The 21,467-nt window shown below is 69.2% G+C and carries 15 protein-coding genes; 8 read left to right on the top strand and 7 right to left on the bottom strand.

Annotated elements, in window-relative coordinates; translation table 11 throughout:
* Positions 1-439, bottom strand: a 439-nt coding sequence (locus C665_RS03630) for a VanZ family protein (protein WP_004300313.1), incomplete at its 3' end; no start/stop codon positions are given.
* A 418-nt stretch (positions 440-857) separates the two neighbouring features.
* On the opposite strand from C665_RS03630, the gene C665_RS03625 reads away from it, so the two are divergent.
* From C665_RS03625 to C665_RS03590, 8 genes are all read left to right on the top strand, one after another.
* Positions 858-4,334 carry a transglutaminase family protein gene (locus C665_RS03625; RefSeq protein ID WP_004300311.1) on the top strand — a complete coding sequence of 1,159 codons (3,477 nt, stop codon included), beginning with the start codon at positions 858-860 and terminating at the stop codon, positions 4,332-4,334.
* 6 nt (positions 4,335-4,340) lie between these two features.
* Positions 4,341-6,947 carry a circularly permuted type 2 ATP-grasp protein gene (locus C665_RS03620; RefSeq protein WP_004300309.1) on the top strand — a complete coding sequence of 869 codons (2,607 nt, stop codon included), beginning with the start codon at positions 4,341-4,343 and terminating at the stop codon, positions 6,945-6,947.
* A 10-nt stretch (positions 6,948-6,957) separates the two neighbouring features.
* The gene (locus C665_RS03615; protein WP_004300307.1) at positions 6,958-7,920 is read left to right on the top strand and encodes a transglutaminase family protein; all 963 of its coding nucleotides are present in this window, start codon (positions 6,958-6,960) and stop codon (positions 7,918-7,920) included.
* A gap of 159 nt (positions 7,921-8,079) precedes the next feature.
* On the top strand, positions 8,080-9,510 hold the full coding sequence (locus tag C665_RS03610) for a circularly permuted type 2 ATP-grasp protein (RefSeq protein WP_004300305.1): 1,431 nt from the start codon (positions 8,080-8,082) through the stop codon (positions 9,508-9,510).
* 37 nt (positions 9,511-9,547) lie between these two features.
* Entirely contained in the window at positions 9,548-10,495 is a 948-nt protein-coding gene (locus C665_RS03605; RefSeq protein WP_004300303.1) for an alpha-E domain-containing protein, read from the top strand.
* A gap of 64 nt (positions 10,496-10,559) precedes the next feature.
* Positions 10,560-11,339, top strand: a complete 780-nt coding sequence (locus C665_RS03600; protein ID WP_004300301.1) for a proteasome-type protease — start codon at positions 10,560-10,562, stop codon at positions 11,337-11,339.
* Between the two features lie 213 nt (positions 11,340-11,552).
* A complete protein-coding gene (locus C665_RS03595; protein ID WP_004300300.1) occupies positions 11,553-12,224 on the top strand; it encodes a DUF3313 domain-containing protein in 672 nt (223 codons plus the stop codon).
* A 77-nt stretch (positions 12,225-12,301) separates the two neighbouring features.
* Positions 12,302-14,560, top strand: a complete 2,259-nt coding sequence (locus tag C665_RS03590; RefSeq protein ID WP_004300298.1) for a tetratricopeptide repeat protein — start codon at positions 12,302-12,304, stop codon at positions 14,558-14,560.
* Between the two features lie 161 nt (positions 14,561-14,721).
* On the opposite strand, the gene C665_RS03585 is transcribed toward C665_RS03590, so the two are convergent.
* The 6 genes from C665_RS03585 to C665_RS03560 form a co-directional block, all read right to left on the bottom strand.
* Entirely contained in the window at positions 14,722-15,507 is a 786-nt protein-coding gene (locus tag C665_RS03585) for a porin family protein (protein ID WP_004300296.1), read from the bottom strand.
* Positions 15,508-15,549: 42 nt separating this feature from the next.
* Entirely contained in the window at positions 15,550-17,286 is a 1,737-nt protein-coding gene (locus C665_RS03580; protein WP_040828436.1) for an arylsulfatase, read from the bottom strand.
* Between the two features lie 184 nt (positions 17,287-17,470).
* On the bottom strand, positions 17,471-19,321 hold the full coding sequence (locus C665_RS03575) for an ATP-binding protein (protein WP_004300292.1): 1,851 nt from the start codon (positions 19,319-19,321) through the stop codon (positions 17,471-17,473).
* Positions 19,322-19,369: 48 nt separating this feature from the next.
* Positions 19,370-19,762 carry a response regulator transcription factor gene (locus C665_RS03570; protein WP_004300290.1) on the bottom strand — a complete coding sequence of 131 codons (393 nt, stop codon included), beginning with the start codon at positions 19,760-19,762 and terminating at the stop codon, positions 19,370-19,372.
* A 39-nt stretch (positions 19,763-19,801) separates the two neighbouring features.
* The gene (locus C665_RS03565) at positions 19,802-20,635 is read right to left on the bottom strand and encodes a MipA/OmpV family protein (RefSeq protein WP_004300288.1); all 834 of its coding nucleotides are present in this window, start codon (positions 20,633-20,635) and stop codon (positions 19,802-19,804) included.
* Between the two features lie 140 nt (positions 20,636-20,775).
* A complete protein-coding gene (locus tag C665_RS03560) occupies positions 20,776-21,444 on the bottom strand; it encodes a response regulator transcription factor (protein ID WP_245537134.1) in 669 nt (222 codons plus the stop codon).
* Positions 21,445-21,467: the final 23 nt, after the last annotated feature.

The following is a 21,467-nucleotide window of genomic DNA, read 5'->3' as shown; positions in this document are numbered from 1 at the left end:
GCCAGCGCTGCAGCCGCCCCTGCGGCCCGAGCAGCGCACTGCCCCAGCGCGCGCCGGCGAGTGCGCCGAGCAGGCCGCCGGCCGCGTTGCCGCCGAGGTCGAGATTGCTCGCCACCCGGCTGGGCAGGTAGTTCTGCAGCGCCTCCAGGCCGAAGCTGAACAGCCCGGCGAGCAGCGCGGCGACGAGCGCCTTGCGCGTGAAGCGCCACTGCGCCGGCAGCGCCGCCGCCAGCAGCAGCCCGAGCGGCAGGTAGCCGAGGATGTTGAAGAGGAGATCTTCGAGGATGAAGTACTTCGGCCATGGCGCCCACAGCCAGTCGAACGCCGGCAAGCCGCTGTCGCGCCAGCCGGTCAGCGGATGCAGGCAGGCATAAGCGACCAGCAGCGCATAGGCGAGCGCGAACGCGGGAGCGAGGGAGGAGGGCGACCGTGCGGCCATGCGCCGCATTGTGCCAGCTGGGCCGGATCGCAGCACCCCGGGACGGGGTGTCCATGCGCTCGAGCTTTGGTGCCACGCTACAGGGTCCTCCGCAGGGGCGATGCTAGTCGCGACTCCGGCGGCGGCACTGCGACTAGCGTCCTTGCCTGCTGCACGCCTGCGATCGCGGCTTGCGCCGCTCCCACGAGAATGCGCCACGCCTCCGAGGCCTCTTCGCCGTAGCGATGCAAGTCGCGATGCCGGCGCTGGCGCGCTGGTGCCGCACCGCGCTGGTGCGCTCCGGGCGCAAATGGTGCGCGACTGCGCCTGCACGGAAGGGGCAGTGCCAGCGGAAACGGCGGAAGCCAGGCGTCGCGCGGGCTTGCACGCTTCTTGCTGACACCCGGTGTCGCCCCACTACGCTCCCTGCGAGGCCGCCGTGTCCATCCACGTCAAGCTCAACCACGTCACCCGTTACCGCTACGACCGCCCGGTCGCGCTGTCGCCGCAGGTCGTGCGCCTGCGCCCGGCGCCGCACTGCCGCACGCCCATCCATGCCTACGCGCTGAAGGTCGACCCCGCCGGCCACTTCATCAACTGGCAGCAGGACCCGCAGTCGAACTATCTCGCCCGCCTCGTCTTCCCCGACAAGGCTACCGAACTGCGCATCGAGGTCGATCTGGTGGCCGAGCTGTCGGTCATCAACCCCTTCGATTTCTTCCTCGAACCCGCGGCGGAGAAGATCCCCTTCGCCTACGAGGACGCCCTGCGCGTCGAGCTCGCGCCCTACCTGGCGAAGGCGCCGGCTGCCGCGCTGGGGCCGAAGTTCATCGACTGCCTCGAATCCATCCCGCGCGCGCCGCGGGCCAGCGTGGATTTCCTGGTCGCGCTCAACCAGCGCCTGCAGCAGGACATCCGCTACCTGGTGCGCCTGGAGCCGGGCGTGCAGACGCCGGAAGAGACGCTGACGCTGGCGAGCGGCTCGTGCCGCGACTCGGCCTGGCTGCTGGTGCAGTTGCTGCGCCACCTCGGCCTGGCGGCGCGCTTCGTGTCCGGCTACCTGATCCAGCTCGTGCCCGACGTGAAGTCGCTCGACGGCCCCTCGGGCACCGCGGTGGACTTCACCGACCTGCACGCCTGGTGCGAGGTCTATCTGCCCGGTGCCGGCTGGGTGGGCCTGGATCCGACCTCCGGCTTGTTCGCCGGCGAGGGCCACATCCCGCTCGCCTGCTCGCCCGAGCCCTCGTCGGCGGCGCCGATCACCGGCTTCACCGATGAATGCGAATGCGAGTTCGAGCACCACATGAAGGTCGAGCGCGTGTGGGAGGCGCCGCGCGTCACCAAGCCCTATACCGACGAACAGTGGGCGGCGATCGAGGTGCTGGGCCAGCGCATCGACGCCGACCTGAAGGCTCACGACGTGCGCCTCACGCAAGGCGGCGAGCCCACCTTCGTGGCACTCGACGACCGCGACGGCGCGGCCTGGAACAGCGACGCGCTCGATCCGCAGAACCGTGACGCCAGCAAGCCGAGCAAGCGCACCCTGGCCGAAAACCTGATGTTCCGCCTCAAGGACCACTATGCGCCGCACGGCCTGCTGCACTTCGGCCAGGGCAAGTGGTATCCGGGCGAGCAGTTGCCGCGCTGGTCGCTCAATTGCTACTGGCGGCGCGACGGCGAGCCGATCTGGCGCAAGCCCGAGCTGTTCGCGCGCGAGCTGTCGGGCACCGCGGTGGACGAGGCCGTGGCGGCGCGCTTCCTCGCGCGCGTCGGCGAGCGCCTCGGCGTGGATACGCAGTGGATGATGGCGGCCTTCGAGGACGCCTGGTACTACCTGTGGCGCGAGCGCCGGCTGCCGGCCAACGTCGATCCGCACGATTCGCGGGTGGACGATCCGCTCGAACGCGCGCGGCTCGCCAAGGTCTTCGACCAGGGGCTGAGGCAGGTCGTCGGGCACGTGCTGCCGCTGGTGCGCGATCACGTCGGCGCCGATCGCTGGCAGAGCGGGCCGTGGTTCCTGCGTGCCGAGCGCCTGTACCTGATCCCCGGCGATTCGCCGATCGGCTACCGCCTGCCGCTCGATTCCCAGCCCTGGGCGGGCAAGGGCGACCTGCCCTCGATCCACCCCGCCGACCCCAACCAGCCCTTCCCGACGCTGCCCGCGCACGCCGAGCTGCGCCAGCAGCTGCGGCCGACGGGCACGACGCTCGGCGCCGACAGCGGCCTCGGCTTCCCCTTCGCCGCCCACGGCGGCGGGTGGACGCCGAGCCGTGTCGAACATGCCGGCTTCCATGGGGTGCAGGGCGAGGCCGCGGTGCCGCGGCCCGGTACGTCCGCGCTGGATCGCCGCGACGAGCGCACCGACCCCGCTCGCCGTCCGGCACCCTTCGAGTCCGCCGCCTGGATCACTCGCAGCGCGCTGTGCGCCGAGCCGCGCGGCGGCCTGCTCCATCTCTTCATGCCGCCGACTGCCGCGCTGGAGGACTACCTCGAGATCGTCACCGCCATCGAGGACACCGCCGCCGAATTCAAGCTGCCGGTGGTGCTCGAAGGCTACGAGCCGCCGTCCGACCCGCGCCTGGCGCACTTCCGCATCACCCCCGACCCGGGCGTCATCGAGGTCAACATCCACCCCGCGGCGAGCTGGGACGAACTCGTCGAGCGCACCGGCACCCTCTACGAGGAGGCTCGGCAGGCGCGCCTGTCGACCGAGAAGTTCATGCTCGACGGCCGTCATACCGGCACCGGCGGTGGCAACCATTTCGTGCTCGGCGGTGCCACGCCGGGCGACTCGCCCTTCCTGCGGCGGCCCGACCTGGTGCGCAGCCTGTTGAGCTACTGGCACAACCACCCCAGCCTGTCCTACCTGTTCTCGGGGCTCTTCATCGGCCCGACCTCGCAGGCGCCGCGGGTGGACGAAGCGCGCCACGACTCGGTGCACGAGCTCGAAGTCGCCTTCCAGCAGATGCCGGAGCCGGGCATCCAGGTGCCGCCGTGGCTCATCGACCGCCTGCTGCGCAACCTGCTGATCGACGCCAGCGGCAACACCCACCGCGCCGAGTTCTGCATCGACAAGCTCTACAGCCCCGACAGCGCCACCGGGCGGCTGGGCCTGCTCGAGCTGCGCGCCTTCGAGATGCCGCCGCACGCGCGCATGAGCCTGGCCCAGCAGCTGCTGCTGCGCGCGCTGATCGCGCGCTTCTGGCAGCAGCCTTATGCCCCGGGTCGGCTGCGGCGCTGGGGTACCGAGCTGCACGACCGCTTCCTGCTGCCGCACTGGGTGGCGGAGGATTTCCGCGACGTCGTCGGCGAGCTGCGCGAATTCGGCTACCCGCTCGAGTTCGACTGGTTCGCGCCGCACTTCGAGTTCCGCTTCCCCAGGTACGGCGAGTTCGCCGCGCGCGGCGTGCGGGTCGAACTGCGCATGGCGCTCGAGCCCTGGCACGTGATGGGGGAGGAGGGGGCGCCCGGTGGCACGGTGCGCTACGTCGATTCCTCGGTGGAGCGCCTGCAGGTCAAGGTGTCCGGGCTCAACGACGACCGCCACGTGCTGACCTGCAACGGCCGCGCCGTGCCGCTGCAGCCCACCGGCACGGTGGGCGAGTTCGTCGCCGGGGTGCGCTACCGTGCCTGGCAGCCGCCGTCCTGCCTGCACCCGACCATCGGCGTGCACGCGCCGCTGGTGTTCGACCTGGTCGATGGCTGGATGCAGCGCTCGATGGGCGGCTGCGTGTATCACGTGGCGCATCCGGGCGGGCGCAACCACGAGAGCTACCCGGTGAACCCCTACGAGGCCGAAGGCCGCCGCCTGGCCCGCTTCACCACCACCGGCCACACGCCGGGCCGCGTCGCACCCGCGCCCGCCACGCGCAACGCCGATTTCCCCTTCACCCTCGACCTGCGCCGCCAGGGCTGACCCGCCATGCAGGTCCAGCCGCACCGCCCGCCCGCGCTGCTCGCCCGCTACGTCGCGCGGCCCGACCGCTACGACGAGCTCTGCCAACGCATCGGCAGCGTCGTGGTGCTGCGGCCGCACTGGCGGGACTTCTTCCACGGCCTCGCCGCCATGCCCGCCGACGAGCTGTCGGCACGGCGGGCCGCGCTCGGCCGGCAGATCCACGAGAACGGCATCACCTACAACGTGTATGCCGATCCGCGCGGCTTCGCGCGCCCGTGGGAGCTCGACCTGCTGCCCTACATGCTGCCCGCGGCGGAGTGGGCGCAGATCGAGGCCGCGGTGATCCAGCGCGCCACCCTGTTCGACCGCATCCTCGCCGACCTCTACGGCGAGCAGACCCTGCTCGAGCAGGGCCTGGTGCCGCCCGCGCTCATCTATGGCCATAGCGGCTTTCTGCGCCCGCTCGTGGGCGCGCGGCCGCCGGGCGGGCGCTTCCTGCACCTGTACGCGGTGGACCTGGCGCGTTCGCCCGACGGGCGCTGGTGGGTCGTCGCCGACCGCACCCAGGCGCCCTCGGGTGCGGGCTACGCGCTGGAGAACCGCAGCGTGGTCGCGCGCGTGCTGCCCGAGCTCTACCGCGCCGCCGGCGTCGAGCCGCTGGTGCCCTTCTTCGAGGGCTTCCGCGACGGCCTCGTCGAGCTCGCGCCGGCCGACGGCGCGGCGGCCGGGGAAGATCCCCTGATCGTGGTGCTCACGCCCGGGCCCTACAACGAGACCTACTTCGAGCACGCCTTCCTCGCCCGCGAGATGGGCTTCCCGCTCGTCGAGGGCCAGGACCTCACCGTGCGCGACGACAAGGTCTGGTTGCGCACGCTCGAGGGCCTGCGCCGGGTGCATGTGATCCTGCGCCGGGTGGACGACCTGTGGTGCGATCCGCTCGAACTGCGCGAAGACTCCGCGCTCGGCGTCGCCGGCCTGGTGGCGGCGGTGCGTGCCGGCATGGTGACGGTGGCCAACGCGCTCGGCAGCGGCATCCTCGAGACCGGGGCGTTGCTCGGCTACCTGCCGCGGCTGTGCGAGCACCTGCTCGGCAGCAAGCTGCGCATGCCCTCGGTGGCGACCTGGTGGTGCGGCGAGCCGGCGGCCTGCGAATACGCGCTGAAGCACCTGCGCGAGCTGGTGATCAAGCCGGCCTACCCCACCCTGGGTGCGCGGCCGGTGTTCTGCGGCGACCTGCCGGTGGCAGAGCTCGACGCGCTGGCAGCACGGATCGCGCTGCGGCCCTTCGACTTCGTCGCGCAGGAGATGGTCAACCTCTCGCAGGCCCCGGTGCTGGCGGACGAGGCGGGCGGCGCCGGGAACAAGGCGCCCGCGCGCGACGCGCGCGCGCTGGTCGCGCGCAACATCGGGCTGCGCGTGTTCGCGGCGGCGGGGGCGGAGGGGTTTCGCGTGCTGCCGGGCGGGCTCGTCCGGGTGGCCTCGGAGGCCGACATGCGCATCGTGTCGATGCAGCACGGCGGCGGCAGCAAGGACGCCTGGGTGCTCGGCTCGCCGGCACGGCCGCGTCCGGTGCCGCGCATCGTGCCCGGCCAGCTCGCGCCCTTTGCCGGGGGCGCGCGCGTGCTCGGCCTGTCGAGCCGGGTGGCGGAGAACTTCTTCTGGCTCGGACGCTACAGCGAGCGCGCCGACGCTGCCGCCCGCCTCGGCCGCGAGACGCTGGCGCGCCTGGGCGAGGCCGGCGAGGCCTCGTGGCTGGGCGAGGATGGCAAGGTGACCGCGGCCCTGCAGGCGCTGTGCCGGCAGCGCGGCCTGCTCGCCACCGTGGCGGGGGAGGCCGACGCGGCACCCACACCCCCCGCGCCGCTCGCTCAGGCGCTCTTCGATCCCGCCCAGCCCGGCAGCGTGGTGGCCAACCTGCGCCAGGTGCTGCGCGTCGCAGCCCTGGTGCGCGACCGCCTGTCGCCGGACAGCTGGCGCATCTACAACCGCCTGTCGGAGTTTGCCGCGGCGCCGGCTCAGGCCCCGCGCCTCGGCGAGGCGCTGCAGCGCCTGGACGAGTCGTTGCTGTCGCTGGTGACGCTGTCGGGTTTCGTCATCGAGAGCATGCCGCGCGACGCCGGCTGGCGCTTCCTGTCGATCGGGCGGCGCATCGAGCGCCTGCAGTTTCTCGCCGCCGCGCTGTCGGCGCTGCTGCTCGAGCCCTCGCAAGGCGGGCTCAAGGTGCTGCTCGCGATCACCGACGCCGAGCTGCGCTACCGCAGCCGCCACGCGCGCGGCCTCGCCCCGCAGCCGGTGGCCGAGCTGGTCATGCTCGACGGCGACAACCCGCGCGCGCTGCGCTACCAGCTCGATTCGCTCGCCGAGCACGTCGCCCTGCTGCCCGACGGCGCCGCGCTCGCCGCGCCGCTGCGCGAACGCCTGGCCGCGCTCGACGCGCTCGCGCTGTGCGACTGTTTCGTGCACGAGCTGGCCGGCGCGCGTAGCCGCGCGGCCGCACAGGCGCGCCACTGCGAGCCCCTGCGGCAGGTGCTGGACGACATCTGGCGCGGCGGCAACGAGCTCGCCGATGCGCTGGCGCGGCGCTACTTCACCCACCTCGACGCCCGCAGCCGGGCGACCGTGTCGCTGTAGGGCGGCGGCGATGGCGCTCTACGAGATCCTCCACGACACCACCTACCGCTACGACAGTGCGGTGGCGCTGTCGCAGCAGGTGGCTCACCTGCGCCCGCGCGAATGCGCCGGCCAGCGCACCCTCGCGCACCACCTGGAGATCGCGCCGGCGCCGGCCCGGCGTAGCGAGCGCAGCGACTTCTTCGGCAACCCGGTGACCGCGTTCGCGCTGCACGCGCCGCACACGGAACTCGTCGTGCGCGCACGCAGCCGCATCCGCGTCGACCCGCCGGCCTGGCCCGAGCCGGCGGCGAGTCCGCCCTGGGAGACCGCGCGCGACCACCTGCGCGACGGCCTCTCCGGCCACGCGCCGCTGCGCGCCGACGCGCGCGACGCCGGGCAGTACCGCTTCGCTTCGCCCTTCGTGGCGCTGGGCGACGAGGCGGCGCAGTACGCCGACTATGCGCTGGCGAGCTTCACCCCGGGGCGGCCGGTGCTCGACGCCTTGCTCGCGCTGTCGGCGCGCATCCACGCCGATTTTCGCTTCGATCCCGCGGCGACCAGCGTCGCCACCCCGGTGGCGGAGGTCTTCGCGGCGCGCCGTGGGGTGTGCCAGGACTTCTCCCACCTGATGATCGCCTGTCTGCGCGCGCTCGGCCTGGCTGCGCGCTACGTCTCCGGCTACCTGCTCACCGAGCCGCCGCCGGGCCAGCCGCGCCTGATCGGCGCCGACGCCTCGCACGCCTGGGTGGCGCTGTGGTGCCCGGGCGCGGGCTGGATCGACATCGATCCGACCAACGACCTGCAGCCTGGCAGCGGTCACATCACGCTGGCCTGGGGGCGGGACTACGGCGACGTGTGTCCGCTGCGCGGCGTCATTCTCGGCGGGGGCGGGCACGGCGTCGAGGTCGCGGTGACGGTGATGCCGGTGGAGGAGGGCCCGCCCCCACGGCGGGGCGGGCGCCCGGCGCGTGCCGCCGACGCACCAGATTGATGCGTCGGCGGCCACCATGGTGCGCACCAGCGCGGTGCCCGCGGACGTCGACGTGCCCGACCCCGTTGTCGGCGCGGCTTTGCGCGTTTCATGGGCTTGGCACGCTTTCTGCTGTAGGCCCTGCGAGGGAGTCGATAAACCATCCGCGCAGAGCACGCCATGAACGCCGCCAAGCCTTTCGATGAGATGCACGCCGCCGACGGCACGATCCGGACGCACTACCAGCCCTACAGCGAGTGGCTCGGGCACACCCCGCGCGAGCTGATCGCGCGCAAGCGCAAGGAGGCCGACCTGGCCTTCCACCGCGTCGGCATCACCTTCAACGTCTATGGCGCCGACGGCGGCAAGGAGCGCCTGATCCCCTTCGACCTGCTGCCGCGCATCATCCCCGGCGACGAGTGGCGCACGCTGGAGGCCGGCCTGCGCCAGCGCGTGCGCGCGCTCAACGCCTTCCTCGCCGACATCTACCACGGCCAGGAGATCCTGCGCGCCGGACGCATCCCCGCCGACCAGGTGCTGGACAACGCCCAGTTCCGCCCCGAGATGAAGGGTGTGCACGTGCCCGGCGGGCTGTACGCGATGATCGCCGGCATCGACCTGGTGCGTGCCGCGGGTGCCGACGGCAAGGGCGACTACTACGTGCTGGAGGACAACCTGCGCGTGCCCTCGGGGGTGAGCTACCTGCTGGAGAACCGCAAGATGATGATGCGGCTCTTCCCCGACCTGTTCTCGCGCTACGACGTGCAGCCGGTCGAGCACTACCCCGACCTGCTGCTCGAGACCCTGCGCGCGGTGGCGCCGGCCGGCGTGCTCGACCCCACCGCGGTGCTGCTCACCCCGGGCGCCTTCAACAGCGCCTACTTCGAGCACAGCTTCCTCGCCCAGCAGATGGGCATCGAGCTCGTCGAGGGCCAGGACCTCTTCGTCGAGGACGACACCGTGTTCATGCGCACCACCCAGGGGCCGCGGCGGGTGGATGTGATCTACCGCCGCCTCGACGACGACTTCCTCGACCCCGAGGTCTTCCGCGCCGACTCGATGCTCGGTGTGCCGGGCCTGATGTCGGCCTACCGCGCCGGCCGGGTGACGCTGGCCAACGCGGTCGGCACGGGGGTGGCGGACGACAAGTCGATCTACCCCTACGTGCCCGAGATGGTGCGCTTCTACCTCGGCGAGGAGCCGATCCTCAACAACGTCCCGACCTGGATGCTGCGCGAACCCGACGACCTCGCCTACACGCTCGCCCACCTGCCCGAGCTGGTGGTCAAGGAGGTCCATGGCGCCGGCGGCTACGGCATGCTGGTGGGGCCGGCGGCCACCAAGGCCGAGATCGAGGAGTTCCGCCAGCGCATCCTCGCCGCGCCGGAGAAGTACATCGCCCAGCCGACCTTGTCCTTGTCCACCTGCCCGACCTTCGTCGACGCCGGCATCGCGCCGCGCCACATCGACCTGCGTCCCTTCGTGCTCTCGGGCGGACGCGAGATCCGCATGGTGCCGGGCGGCCTCACCCGCGTCGCGCTCAAGGCTGGCTCGCTGGTGGTCAACTCCTCGCAGGGCGGGGGCACCAAGGACACCTGGGTGGTGGGCTGAGCCGCCTGCCGCCGCGCAATTGCCAAGGAGACCCCCCATGCTGAGCCGAACCGCAGACCACCTGTACTGGATGGCGCGCTACACCGAGCGCGCCGAGAACACCGTGCGCATGCTCGACGTGTCCTACCGCATGTCGCTGCTGCCCGGGGCCAACGGCGGCGACACCGAGAGCTGGTCCGCTATCCTCGACATCAGCGAACTGTCGGAGGCCTTCGCCCGCACCGGCAGGCCGCTCTCCGCCTGCGACGTGATCGAGTTCGTCGTGCTCGACCGCGACAACCCCTCGAGCGTGTGGAACTGCCTGCGCGCCGCGCGCGAGAATGCGCACGCGGTGCGCGGCACGCTGACCGCCGAGATGTGGGAGACCACCAACGCGACCTGGCTCGAGATCCGCGAGATGACGCCGCAGAAGCTGCGCGCCACCGACCTCGGCGAGTTCTTCGAGTGGGTGAAGTTCCGCTCCCACCTGCTGCGCGGGGTGACCTTCGGCACCATGCTGCACGACGAGGCCTTCAAGTTCGTGCGCCTGGGCACCTTCCTCGAGCGCGCCGACAACACCGCGCGCCTGCTCGACGTGAAGTACCACAGCCTGCTGCCCAAGGCCGAGGGACTCACCAGCTCGACCGACTTCTACCAGTGGGGGGCGCTGCTGCGCTCGGTGTCGGCCTTCGAGACCTACCGCCACGTGTATCGCGACGTGATCACACCCTACAAGGTGGCCGAGCTGCTGATCCTCAACGCCGACATGCCGCGCTCGCTGCACGCCTGCCTGGACGAGATCAACGGCATCCTCGGCGAGATCGCCAGCATCCACTCGGCCGAGGCCGCACGCCAGGCCGGCGAGCTGCACGCGACGCTGCACTACGGGCGCATGGACGACATCTTCGATGCCGGCCTGCATCCCTGGCTGGAGCGCTTCCTGGTGCGCATCAACCGCCTCGGCGACAGCATCGGCGAGAACTTTCTGGTTCCGGTCGCGGCATGACCGGTACGCGGCGTCTTCCGGCCCGGACCCGGGGCCGGGCCAATGAACCGACGGGATCGAACCCATGACCTACTGCGTCGCCATGTGCCTCGACGAGGGGCTGGTCTGCCTGTCCGACTCGCGCACCAACGCGGGCGTGGACCACATCAACACCTTCCGCAAGATGACCGTGTTCGAGCGTGCCGGCGACCGCGTGCTGGTGCTGATGAGCGCCGGCAACCTCGCCATCACCCAGGCGGTGATCAGCCTGCTGCGCGAGCACGCCGCGGTGCAGGACCGCGACAGCCTGTGGAACGCGCCGACCCTGTTCGAGTGCGCCCGCCTGGTCGGCGAGACCATCCGCGGCGTGCATCGCCAGGACGCCGAGGCGCTCAAGCAGTTCGGCGTGGAGTTCAACGCCAGCTTCATCCTCGCCGGGCAGATCGGCGACGAGTCGCCGCGCCTGTTCAACATCTACTCGGCCGGCAACTTCATCGAGGCCTCGATCGACACGCCGTACTTCCAGATCGGCGAGTCGAAATACGGCAAGCCGATCATCGACCGCATCGTCACCAGCAAGACCTCGCTCGACGAGGCCGCCAAGTGCGCGCTGATCTCGATGGACTCGACCATCCGCTCCAACCTGTCGGTGGGCTTGCCGCTCGACCTGCTGATCTACCGCCGCGACGAACTGCGCGTCGCCCGCCACGTCAGCGTGGATTGGGACAACCCTTATTTCGACATGATCCACAAGGAGTGGGGCGCCAGCCTGCGCCAGGTCTTCAACGCGCTGCCCGACCCCGACTGGTCGCGCTGGCCGGGGGAGGATCAGCTGCCGCCGTGCATCGGGGTGGTGTCGTCCTGATCGAAGCAGGCCTGCCAACGGCGCAGCCCTTCTGCCCTGGAATCTCAAGGCGGATGCATGAGGGGCTTTCACCACGTCGAGGGTGATCGGCCCGAGGGGGCGCGCGAGGCGATCTTCAGCCTGGCTGTAAGACCAAAGCCCGATAGTCGGCGAACGGTCGGCAGCTTACGATCAAGACACCTCCCCCCTTCATGTGCCTTCAGGAGCAATGCGATGCGTTTCCCTGCCTATTTGACGGGCATGGCCCTGGCGGCCAGTGTCCTTGCCAATCAAGCGCTGGCCGACGACAAGAAAGATCTGGGCGCCCCGTCCGGTTTCCTCAAGGACACCACCTACGCCAGTATGGAGGAGGTCCGTTCGCCGTCGGGCGAACGCGCCAGGCGCTGGGTCGCCCCGGGGATCTCGTTCGCTCAGTACGACGCCGTGATGGTGGACAAGACGGTCTTCCATCCGGCGCCGCAGCCGACGGAACAGCTGGGCATGGCCACGCTGAACCAGATCGCTGCCGCCCTCGACGAGGCCTTTCGCCGCGAATTGCAGACGGTGGTGCGCGTAGTCGACAAGCCTGGGCCCAATGTCCTGCGAATGCGTCCGGCGGTCACCGCAGCAGCGGCCAAGGACGAGGGTCTGAAGCCTTACCAGCTGCTGCCCGTCGCCTTCGTGCTGACCATGGGCCAGACCACCAAACGCGCTGTTCTGGCTCTCGAATACGAGGTGACCGACACCGCGACCGGCCAGCTCGTTGCCGCTGGCATGCGTGAAGGTGAAGGCGCCAAGCTGAAGACCGTCAAGGACACGCTGACCCTCGAGCAGATGCAACCGGCCATCGACGCCTGGGCCAAGGATGCCGCCGCCTTCATGCAGGCCGCCAAGGCTGCCAACTAGAGGGGGCGACGTGGGCGACCCGGTCGCTGCCGGCATGGCATGCGACCGGGTGGTGACGACGCAGGAGCGGACTTGACATGAGGCAACTCGCCGTCTTCATTCTTGCCCTGCTGTTGGCCCCCTGGTCGGTGGCTGGCTCCGGGTATGTCGGCAGTACCCGCTGCGTCGCCTGCCATCAGGCGGAGGCCGAGGCCTGGCGCGGCTCGCATCACGAGTTGGCGATGGCCGTGGCGGCAACCGACAAGGTCCTGGGCGACTTCAACGACGCCACCTTCACCGCGCATGGCGTGACCTCGCGCTTCTATCGCAAGGACGGCAGCTATTTCGTGCGCACCGATGGCCCGGATGGCAAGTTGCAGGACTACCGGATCAAATACACCTTCGGCTGGACGCCGTTGCAGCAGTACCTGATCGAGTTGCCCAATGGCCATGTCCAGGCGCTGGGTATCGCCTGGGATAGCCGGCCGGCGGCCGTCGGCGGCCAGCGCTGGTTCCATCTTTACCCCAATGAGCCGATGGATCACCGCCATCCGCAGCACTGGACGGCGCGCAGCCAGACCTGGAACCATCAGTGTGCCGAGTGTCACTCGACCAATCTGCAGAAGAACTACGACCTGGCGGCCGATCGTTACCGGACGACCTGGAGCGAGATCAACGTCGCCTGCGAGGCCTGTCACGGTGCCGGCGGCAAGCATGCCGACTGGGCCGCACTGCCGGCGGCAAGGCGTCCGGCGGGCGACAAGGGACTGACGGTTTCGCTGGCTGCCGCGGCCACCACCACCTGGGCCTTCGATCCGGTCAGCGGCAAGCCGCGGCCAAGCACGCCGGCCAGCGCTGCAGCGCAGGTCGAGGCCTGTGCCCGCTGCCATTCGCGGCGCGGGCCGATCTGGTCCGATGACGGCGGTGGCCGCCCGCTGGGCAACAGCCATCGCCTGGCCCTGCTCGAGGAGCGGCTGTACTTTGCCGACGGCCAGATCAAGGACGAGGTCTTCGAGTACGCCTCCTACACGCAGAGCCGGATGCATGCGGCCGGCGTCGCCTGCACCAACTGCCACGAGCCGCACAGCCTGAAGCTGCGGGCCGAGGGCAATGCCCTGTGCGCCAGCTGCCATCCGGCGGCACGCTACGACACCCCGGCGCACCACCATCACCCGGCGGGCAGCCCGGGGGCCAGTTGCACCAGCTGCCATATGCCGCAGCGGGCGTACATGGTCCATGACTGGCGCGCCGACCACAGCATCCGTGTGCCGCGTCCCGATCTCTCCGTCAGGCTGGGCACGCCGAACGCCTGTGCCGGATGCCATGCGCAGCAGGGCCACGAATGGGCGGCCCGTGCCCTTTCCCGGTGGTATCCCGAGAGCCGGATGCGCGGGCCGCATTTTGCCGAAGCCTTCCATGCGGCCGCCACCGGTGCGGCCGACGGGGCTGCCCGCTTGCTGGCGGTGGCGAGCGATCCGCAGCAGCCGGCGATTGTCCGCGGCAGCGCCGCCAGCCGCCTGGCCGGCCTGGGGACGGTGCCGCCGCCGTCCAGGCTGCAGGCCTTGCTGGCGGATCGGCAGCCGCTGGTGCGCGCCGCCTCGTTGCGCTTCCTCGAGGTGGCGGATGCGCGCACCCGCTTCGAGCAGGGCTGGAGCAGCCTGCGCGACAGCGAGCGGACGGTACGCCTCGAGGCTGTCCGGGTTCTTGCCCCGCTGCTGCGCGAGCGACTGCCGGCGGCCCAGCGGGAGGAACTGCTGCGCGGCGTGGCCGAGTACGAAGCTTCGCTTCAGGTCAACGCCGATCTGCCCGAGAGTCATGTCAGCCAGGGCCTGCTCGCCCTGTCGATGGGCGACGGCGAGCAGGCGGAGCAGGCCTACCGGACGGCACTGCGGCTGGATGCTCGTTTCGTCCCGGCCTATGTCAACCTGGCCGACCTTTACCGCCTGCAGCAGCGCGAAGGCGAGGGCGAGCACCTGCTGCGCGAGGGCATCGACAGGATCACCTTCGATGCCGACCTGCGCCATACCCTCGGCCTCAATCTGATCCGCCAGCAACGCCGCGGCGAAGCCCTGCAGTGGCTGCGCCAGGCTGCCGAAGCGGAAAGCGGCAATGCCCACTACAGCTATGTCTATGCCCTGGCCCTGCAGGGCAGTGGCGACGGGGCCGGCGCCCTGCGCATCCTGCGTCAGGCGAAATCGCAGCATCCGGGCAATCGCGATGTCCTTTTCGCCCTGGCGACGATCAGTCGCGACCAGAAGGACATGGTCAGGGCGCGCGCCTATGCCGAGGAATTGCTCGAGCGCTTCCCGGGGGACCGGCAAGCCAAGGCTTTGTGCGAGACCTTGCGGGAGCGATGAGTCTCTCGCCGCGGGCAATCGCTGCCCGCATGCCGCGCGCTACGGCGTTCTGCTGCATCAGGAAGGGAAGGGGTGATACCGATCGGCGCAAGGTTCGTGCTTGGCGCGGCTCGATTCAGGTGTGGAAGCCGGGACGGCCTGAACCGTCCCGGGGGGCTGCGTCAGAAGCGGAAGCTCACGCCCAGGTACAGGCCTTCGTTCTCCATGTCGTAGAGAAAGCCGTCGTCGTCGTAGTCGACGCTGAAATAGCGGTAACCGAAGCTGGCCGAGGTGGTTTTGGACAGATCGTAGTTGGCGCCCAGCGAGGCCTGCCAGGTGAAGTCGGCGCCGACACCGAAGCCGCCGACATCTCCATAGCCGACCAGCGTCCATTTGTCGTTCAGGCTGTGCTGGGCACGTACGCCGATGTAGGGGTCGACCCAGTCCTTGGTGGCGTCGCGCTTCACCTGCACGCCGACCGCGCCGCCGAAGACGCTGGCGTCGACATCGACATCGACGTCGAGCCTGGTGTAGCGGAGCCCGCCGAACAGGTCGACCGGTGACGGGCCCTCGAGCGCCCGGTAGGTCAGCGCGGCGGCCAGCGTGCTTTGCTTGATCCTCGCCTTGGCGTGCAGGTCCGGGGAGCCGCCGAGAACCGCCGGCGAGGCTTCGGCGCTATCGGACAGCTTCATGTAGATGGCGTCGACAAAGACGCCCCAGCGGTTCTTGCGCGCCTCCAGCTGGCCCATCAGGCCGAAGTCCAGGGTGTCCATGATGTCCGAGAACTTCATGTCGACGCTCGTCTTCGGCAGCCTGCCGGCTTGCGTGTCGCCCTTCATGCCGGTGGCCCAGAGATAGGGGGTGACGGCGACGTCCCATTCATCTGCGGCCTGGGCCGCGCCCAGCGGGCCGAGGCCCGCGAGCAGACCGGCCAGGGTCAGCGGCAGTCGGTAAGCGATCTTCCTCATCGTGTTGCTCCTGGTTTCATCATCGACCGACTGATCCGGCGCTTATTTCCTGCCCTTGAACGGACCGTCACCGGTGAGAATGACGCCGTTCTGGCTGGCATAGAGGTCCCACAGCCGGGTCAGCTCCGCGAGCTTGGCCGGCTGGCTGGACGCCAGGTCGCGTGACTCCGTCGGGTCGTCCTTCAGGTTGTACAGCTGCCATTCGCCGGTGCCGCCGGCTGCCTTCAGCAGGGACAGGGCCTTCCAGTCGCCCTGGCGCAGGGCGCGGTTGCCGAACAGCTCCCAGCCGATCCATTCGTCGGCGCTGCGGATGTCCTGCGCCTTGCCGACGAGGACAGGCTGCATCGACTTGCCGGTCAGCGGTGCCTGATCGCTTCCTCCGCGCTGCGACGGGTGGCTGACGCCGGCAAGTTCGAGGAGTGTCGGTACGACATCGGTCACGTGCAGGACGGCCCGGGTGGTCTGGCCGTCGGAGACGACGCCGGGACCGGCGGCGATCAGCGGCGAGCGGATGCCGCCCTCGGCGGTGTAGTGCTTGAAGTAGTTGAAGGGGGTCGAGCCGACCTGGGCCCAGGCGGCGCCGTAGTCACAGACGGACATCTTGCGGCCGCAGTTTTCCGGCCTGGTGTCCCAGTTCTTCTCCAGCCAGACCTTCATCGCCGGATCGACCGAGGCCGCGAGCTCGAGCAGTTCGACCGGTTCGGCGCCGTTGTCGGAGAAGAACAGCACCAGCGTGTTGTCGAGCTGGCCGTTGGCCTTCAGGTGGCCGAGGACGCGGCCGATGTGGTGGTCCATGTTGGCCACCATCGCCGCATAGACTTCCATCTTGCGGGCGGAAATCTTCTTCTGCTCGGGCGTCAGGCTGTCCCACGCGGGCACGTTGGGCATGCGCGGTGCCAGGCTGACGTCGGCGCCGACCAGTCCCATCGCCTTCATCCGCGCCAGGCGCTCGGCGCGCAGTGCATCGTAGCCCTGGTCGTAGCGTCCCTTGTACTTGTCGATCCAGTCGTCCGGCAGGGCGAAGGGGCTATGCACCGCCTGGTAGGAGAGATAGGCGAAGAAGGGCTTGCCGTCGGCCTTGTTCTCGTCGATCGACTGCGTGATGAAATCGCTGAAGGCCGCCGTCGAGAAGTGGTCGTCGGGCAGCTTGTCGAGCAGCTTGCCGTTGCGCGTGAAGGTCAGGTTCGGATGCTGGGGGTTGGGATAACCCATATCCGACCAGTGGCTGCCGCCACCCTGCATCAGGGTGAAGTCGCGCTCGAAGCCCTGGTCGGCCGGCCACTGTCCCTTCTCCTCGCCGAGGTGCCATTTGCCGGCCATGTAGGTGTGGTAGCCGGAATCGCGCAACAGGGTGGCGATGCTGGTCACGCGCTGGTTCAGATGGCCTTCGTAGCCGGGCTTGCCCTTCTGCTGCGGCCCCGTGTACTCGGACATGACGCCAAAGCCGGCGACGTGGTTGTCGGTGCCGGTGAGCAGCATCGAGCGGGTCGGCGAGCAGGTCGGGGCGACGTAGAAATTGGTCGCGCTCAGGCCGCGCTGGGCCAGCGCGTCGATGTTCGGGGTCTCGATCTCGCCGCCGAAGGCGCCGACATCGGAATAGCCCATGTCGTCGGCAACGATCAGCAGGATATTGGGTTTCTTGGCCGGCTCGGCAGCACTGGCCTGGGGGGCGCCATGCAACAAGCCGAGGCCGGCTGCCATCAGCATCCCGGCGCAGGCGGCGAGTTTCCGCCAGCGACTGCCCGGGGACGGGTTGGGGGTGTTGCGGGGAATGGTCATTGTTTTCTCCTTCCGTCGAAGACGGTCCGGGGTGGACCGATGCGCCGGAGAGCGCACACGCGCTCCACCCGGCATGGAGGAGAAGGTTATGCGCCGGGGCTGGGGCGAGAAATCAGACCTTGGTCTTACCGCCGGACGAGCCGGCGATCCGTCCGCCAGCAGCCCGGGCGGCGATTGGCAGGGTTCACGCGACAGGCACCACGAAGTGGAAGACCGCGCCGCCGTCCTGCCGGTTTTCAGCCCAGAGCCGGCCGCCGTGAGCCTGGATGATGGTCCGGCAGATCGACAGGCCCAAGCCCAAGCCCTTGGCCTTGGTGGTGACGAAGGGCTCGAAGATGCGCTCCATGTCCTCGGCGCCGATGCCGCTGCCGCGGTCGGCCACGGAGACGATGACGTTGCCGGCCTCGCATACGGTGCGGACGGTCAGCGCCGGCAGCGCGTCGACGGCCTCGATGGCATCGCAGGCGTTGTTCAGCAGGTTCAGGAGGACCTGCTGCAATTGCACCTCGTCGCCATAGACAGGAGGCAGGTCCGGCGACAACTCGAGCTTGATGGTGATCCCGCGGGAAACGCGGTCGCTGTTGGTCAGCCGCAGGACCTCGCTGACCACCTCGTTGAGGTCGAGCCACTGCCGCGTCGAGTCGTCCTTCTTTAGCAACCGCCGCAGGCGCCGGATGATGTCGCCGGCACGGCGGTCGGCCTTGACGATGTCGTCGAGGATGGGGCCGATCTCGTCGGCGCTCACCACGCCGCGGGCGATGAACAGCTGGGCCGCCTGGGCATTGCTGAGGATCGAGGTCAGCGGCTGGTTCAGCTCATGGGCGAGAGCGCCGGAAAGCTCGCCCAGCATGGCGACGCGCGACAGGTGCGCGAGTTCGTCGCGCTGGCGGTTGGCCAGTCTCTCGATCTCGTCCTGGCGCTGCTCCGCCAGCTTGCGCTCGGTGGCATCGAGGACGACGCCGAGCAGCTTGGTCGGCTTGCCGCTGGCGCTGTATTCGGCCTGCCCCCAGGCGTGCATCCAGCGGGTGTCGCCGGAGGGCAGGACGATGCGGTATTCCTTCTCGTAGCGGCGATGGTTGGCGAGGGCATCGTGGACGGCGGTAACGACTGCGGCTCTCTCCTCGGGATGGATGCGCTGGCTGAACCTGTCGAAGTCCACGCGCTCGCCGGGCAGAAAGGAAAACATCGCATAGCCGGTGTCGTTGGCCCAGAAGACGTCGCGCTCGATGTCCCATTCCCAGAGCCCGAGGCGCGCGGCATGGACGGCCAGCTCCATCCGCTGTTCGCTCTCGCGCAGCTGGATGGCCAGGTGCACCGAGCGGAAGACATCGAAGCCCAGCTGATAGGACATGACCAGGACGATGCCGAGAAAGCTGATGCTGATCAGATATGGCGAGGATGCCAGTCCGGCGTGCAGCAGCGTGGCATGGCCCGCGGCGATGAGGAAGAACAGGATGGTGCCGCCACCGACCAAAAGGGCGCGCCGCCGGGTCAGAGCGTCGCCGCGGCGCCAGGCGGAATGGGTTGCGTCGGCGAGAAAGAGGACCAGCAGGATGTCGGCGAGGTTGTTGACCAGCCAGTGGAAGGGCCCCGGGACGCCGACCGGCATGGCGATGCTGTCGCCGAACATGGTCGCCTGTTGCTGGAGCTCGGTGATCTCCGAATAGACGACATTGGCCCCGAACAGGAAGTTGAGCGGGATGCCGAGCAGCCGCAGGCCGCAGACGCTCCAGAACAGCCAGTCGCGGCCTGCGCGCAGGTGCCAGCGGATGAACGCGGCCAGGAGGATGACCCCGATCGGGACCACGACCATCATCCAGCGCAGGGTGTCGCCGTAGGCCTCGGGCGTCGTCGCCCGCATCAGCGACCACTCGCCGAACGTGTAAAACCAGACGCAGACGGCGAACAGGGCGAAAGCCAGGTAATCGCGCTGGGCCCGAAGGTGAATCCAGATGAAGAAAAAGATGACCGCCAGCGTCAAGCTGGTGGCGGCCATCATCGGCCAGATTACGTCGATCAGGTTCAAGCCCGGCATGTCCCGGAATGTAACGCCAAGCGGGTGGCCTACCAAGCCTGTTCCGGACTATCGGCGGGCCGCCGGGTCTCCCGTCACCCACTTGATGGCATCGAGCAGTGCCAGGCCATCTACCGGCTTGTGAAAGAAGAAGCGGGCGCCCAGCTGGCGGGCCAGGCGAACGGTCTCCTCGTCGTCGCGGGCAGAGATGGCGATCAAGGGAATATCGGCAAGTCGCGCCCGCAGTCTTTCCTGCGGCTTGATGCCGAGTCTGCCGGTGGGCGTGATGTCGATCAGGACGCAGTCGGGAACGGCCTGATGCAGGTGGGTCAGCAGGGACTCGCCGTCGGCAAAGCTCAGCGACGAGTGGCCGGCGGAACGCATCAGCCGTGCCAGCCCGCATCTGACCATCTCGTCGTCATCGACGATGTGAATGCTCAGGGCGTTCGAACCATCGCGCATGCATGAGCTCCTGCCGGCCCGGTGATCGATCCTCCGCAGTCAACGCCACCCGATGTAGGCCACACCAATGCCGCCGATGACCTGGTTCTCGCTGCCGCGCTGGTCGACCAGGGGGCTGTCGGCGGCATCGCCGGTGATCCGACCGTAGCGCAGGCCGGCGCCGAGCACCCATTCCTTGCTCAGGTAAAGGGCTGTTCCCAGGTTTATGTAGGCCTCGTGTACGCCGCTGTCTGCCTTGTAGGCCGGGAGGGGCGCGCTGCCCACGTTGTCCGCATTGATGCCGAAGTAGTGATCGTTGTGCTTGCGGTTGCCGTACATGAAGCCGGCGCCGACATGCACGTCCACGGCGCGGTGCACCTGGCGCCAGTAGCGGGCCGAGAGCCTTGCGCGCAGGCCGTCGCTTTCGCCGCCGGCATCCTGCAGCAGCATGCCGCCGACGATCAGGCGATTGCGCGGGTTGGCGGCATCGACCCAGGCGATGTCGCCGAAGACGCCGAGTTCGACGGTGCCGTCGATGTCCCTCATCTGGCGGACCACGTCGTCCTCGACGTCGCTGTCCCGGCCGAAGTGGTAGTTGATCACCGGCCCGAAGCGATATTTCTGGCTGTCGACCAGGTTGAGGCTCAATTCGTTGGCGAACAGTTGCACGTAGCGCTGCTGGCCGGCGAAGGTGTAGCGGGCGTAGGGGGCGACGCCGCCGCTGCGATCGTCCGAGCCCTTGTAATCCGGGACGCTGCCGGCGCCCAAGCCAATGAAGGCAGGCGTTTGCTCGAGTTCGAGAAAGCCTTGCGCCCGTGCTGCGGTGATGTTGCCGGTAACCATCGTCACGAACGCGGCCAGGCCAACAAGCAGCTTGCCGGAATGTCGCATCATGTCTCTCCAGGAGGTCAGGGAGAACCGATGGTAGGCGGGCCGCCGCCCGACCGTAATCGCCTCTTGGTCTTATTGGCTTTGGCGCAGTTCGGGTAACCGGGGGGCGGTTCCCGCCTGCGCCAGGGGTGAAACAAACGGGGCTAGCGCTGGAGGGGCGGGTCGCCGCCACCGGCTGGCGCTCTGTCGTCGGCGCGGTCCAACAGGTGGACCAGTGCAGCCACGGATTGGACCTCCATTTTTTCCATGACTCGCCCGCGGTGAATCTTGACGGTCTTTTCGGCGATGCCCAGTTCCGCTGCAATCTGCTTGTTGAGGCGGCCCAGAACGACCAGTTCCATGACTTCGCGCTCGCGGGCCGAGAGGCGATCCAGGCGCATGGCGATGCCGAGTTGTTCCCGTCGGCGCGCCTGATCGCTGTCGTGACGTCGCAGGGCGATCTCGATGGCGGCAAAGAGCGTATCGTTTTCCACCGGCTTGAGCAGGAAATCGACGGCGCCGCGCTTCATTGCCTGGACGGTCGTGGGCACGTCTCCCTTTCCGGTGAGGAAGATGACCGGCATGTCGATGCCGCGTGCGAGCATCGTTTCGTGCAAGCGCGGACCTGTCATTTCCGGCATGTCGACATCGAGCAATACACAAGCTGTACCGGCGCAGGCGGGGCGCTCGAGGAAGTCGCCTGCCGAAGCGAAGGTCTCGACTTGCCAGCCGGCGGCGCGCAGCAGCCGTGACAGACTGGTACGGACGTCCTCATCGTCATCGATGACGAATATCGTGGGTGCTGCGGACATGTCCGGTTTCTCTGCTTCCATGATCATTAAACCGGCCCTCGAAT

This window comes from Thauera aminoaromatica S2 (assembly GCF_000310185.1).
In the GTDB taxonomy this organism is placed as follows: domain Bacteria; phylum Pseudomonadota; class Gammaproteobacteria; order Burkholderiales; family Rhodocyclaceae; genus Thauera; species Thauera aminoaromatica.
This window is presented reverse-complemented; position numbering and strand designations above follow the sequence as displayed.

Bases quoted from the DNA above. Each gene is read 5' to 3' on its own strand.
- C665_RS03585 (WP_004300296.1), bottom strand. From the start codon at position 15,507: ATGAGGAAGATCGCTTACCGACTGCCGCTGACCCTGGCCGGTCTGCTC.
- C665_RS03580 (WP_040828436.1), bottom strand. From the start codon at position 17,286: ATGACCATTCCCCGCAACACCCCCAACCCGTCCCCGGGCAGTCGCTGG.
- C665_RS03600 (WP_004300301.1), top strand. From the start codon at position 10,560: ATGACCTACTGCGTCGCCATGTGCCTCGACGAGGGGCTGGTCTGCCTG.
- C665_RS03575 (WP_004300292.1), bottom strand. From the start codon at position 19,321: ATGCCGGGCTTGAACCTGATCGACGTAATCTGGCCGATGATGGCCGCC.
- C665_RS03615 (WP_004300307.1), top strand. From the start codon at position 6,958: ATGGCGCTCTACGAGATCCTCCACGACACCACCTACCGCTACGACAGT.
- C665_RS03605 (WP_004300303.1), top strand. From the start codon at position 9,548: ATGCTGAGCCGAACCGCAGACCACCTGTACTGGATGGCGCGCTACACC.
- C665_RS03565 (WP_004300288.1), bottom strand. From the start codon at position 20,635: ATGATGCGACATTCCGGCAAGCTGCTTGTTGGCCTGGCCGCGTTCGTG.
- C665_RS03620 (WP_004300309.1), top strand. From the start codon at position 4,341: ATGCAGGTCCAGCCGCACCGCCCGCCCGCGCTGCTCGCCCGCTACGTC.
- C665_RS03570 (WP_004300290.1), bottom strand. From the start codon at position 19,762: ATGCGCGATGGTTCGAACGCCCTGAGCATTCACATCGTCGATGACGAC.
- C665_RS03560 (WP_245537134.1), bottom strand. From the start codon at position 21,444: ATGGAAGCAGAGAAACCGGACATGTCCGCAGCACCCACGATATTCGTC.
- C665_RS03590 (WP_004300298.1), top strand. From the start codon at position 12,302: ATGAGGCAACTCGCCGTCTTCATTCTTGCCCTGCTGTTGGCCCCCTGG.
- C665_RS03595 (WP_004300300.1), top strand. From the start codon at position 11,553: ATGCGTTTCCCTGCCTATTTGACGGGCATGGCCCTGGCGGCCAGTGTC.
- C665_RS03610 (WP_004300305.1), top strand. From the start codon at position 8,080: ATGAACGCCGCCAAGCCTTTCGATGAGATGCACGCCGCCGACGGCACG.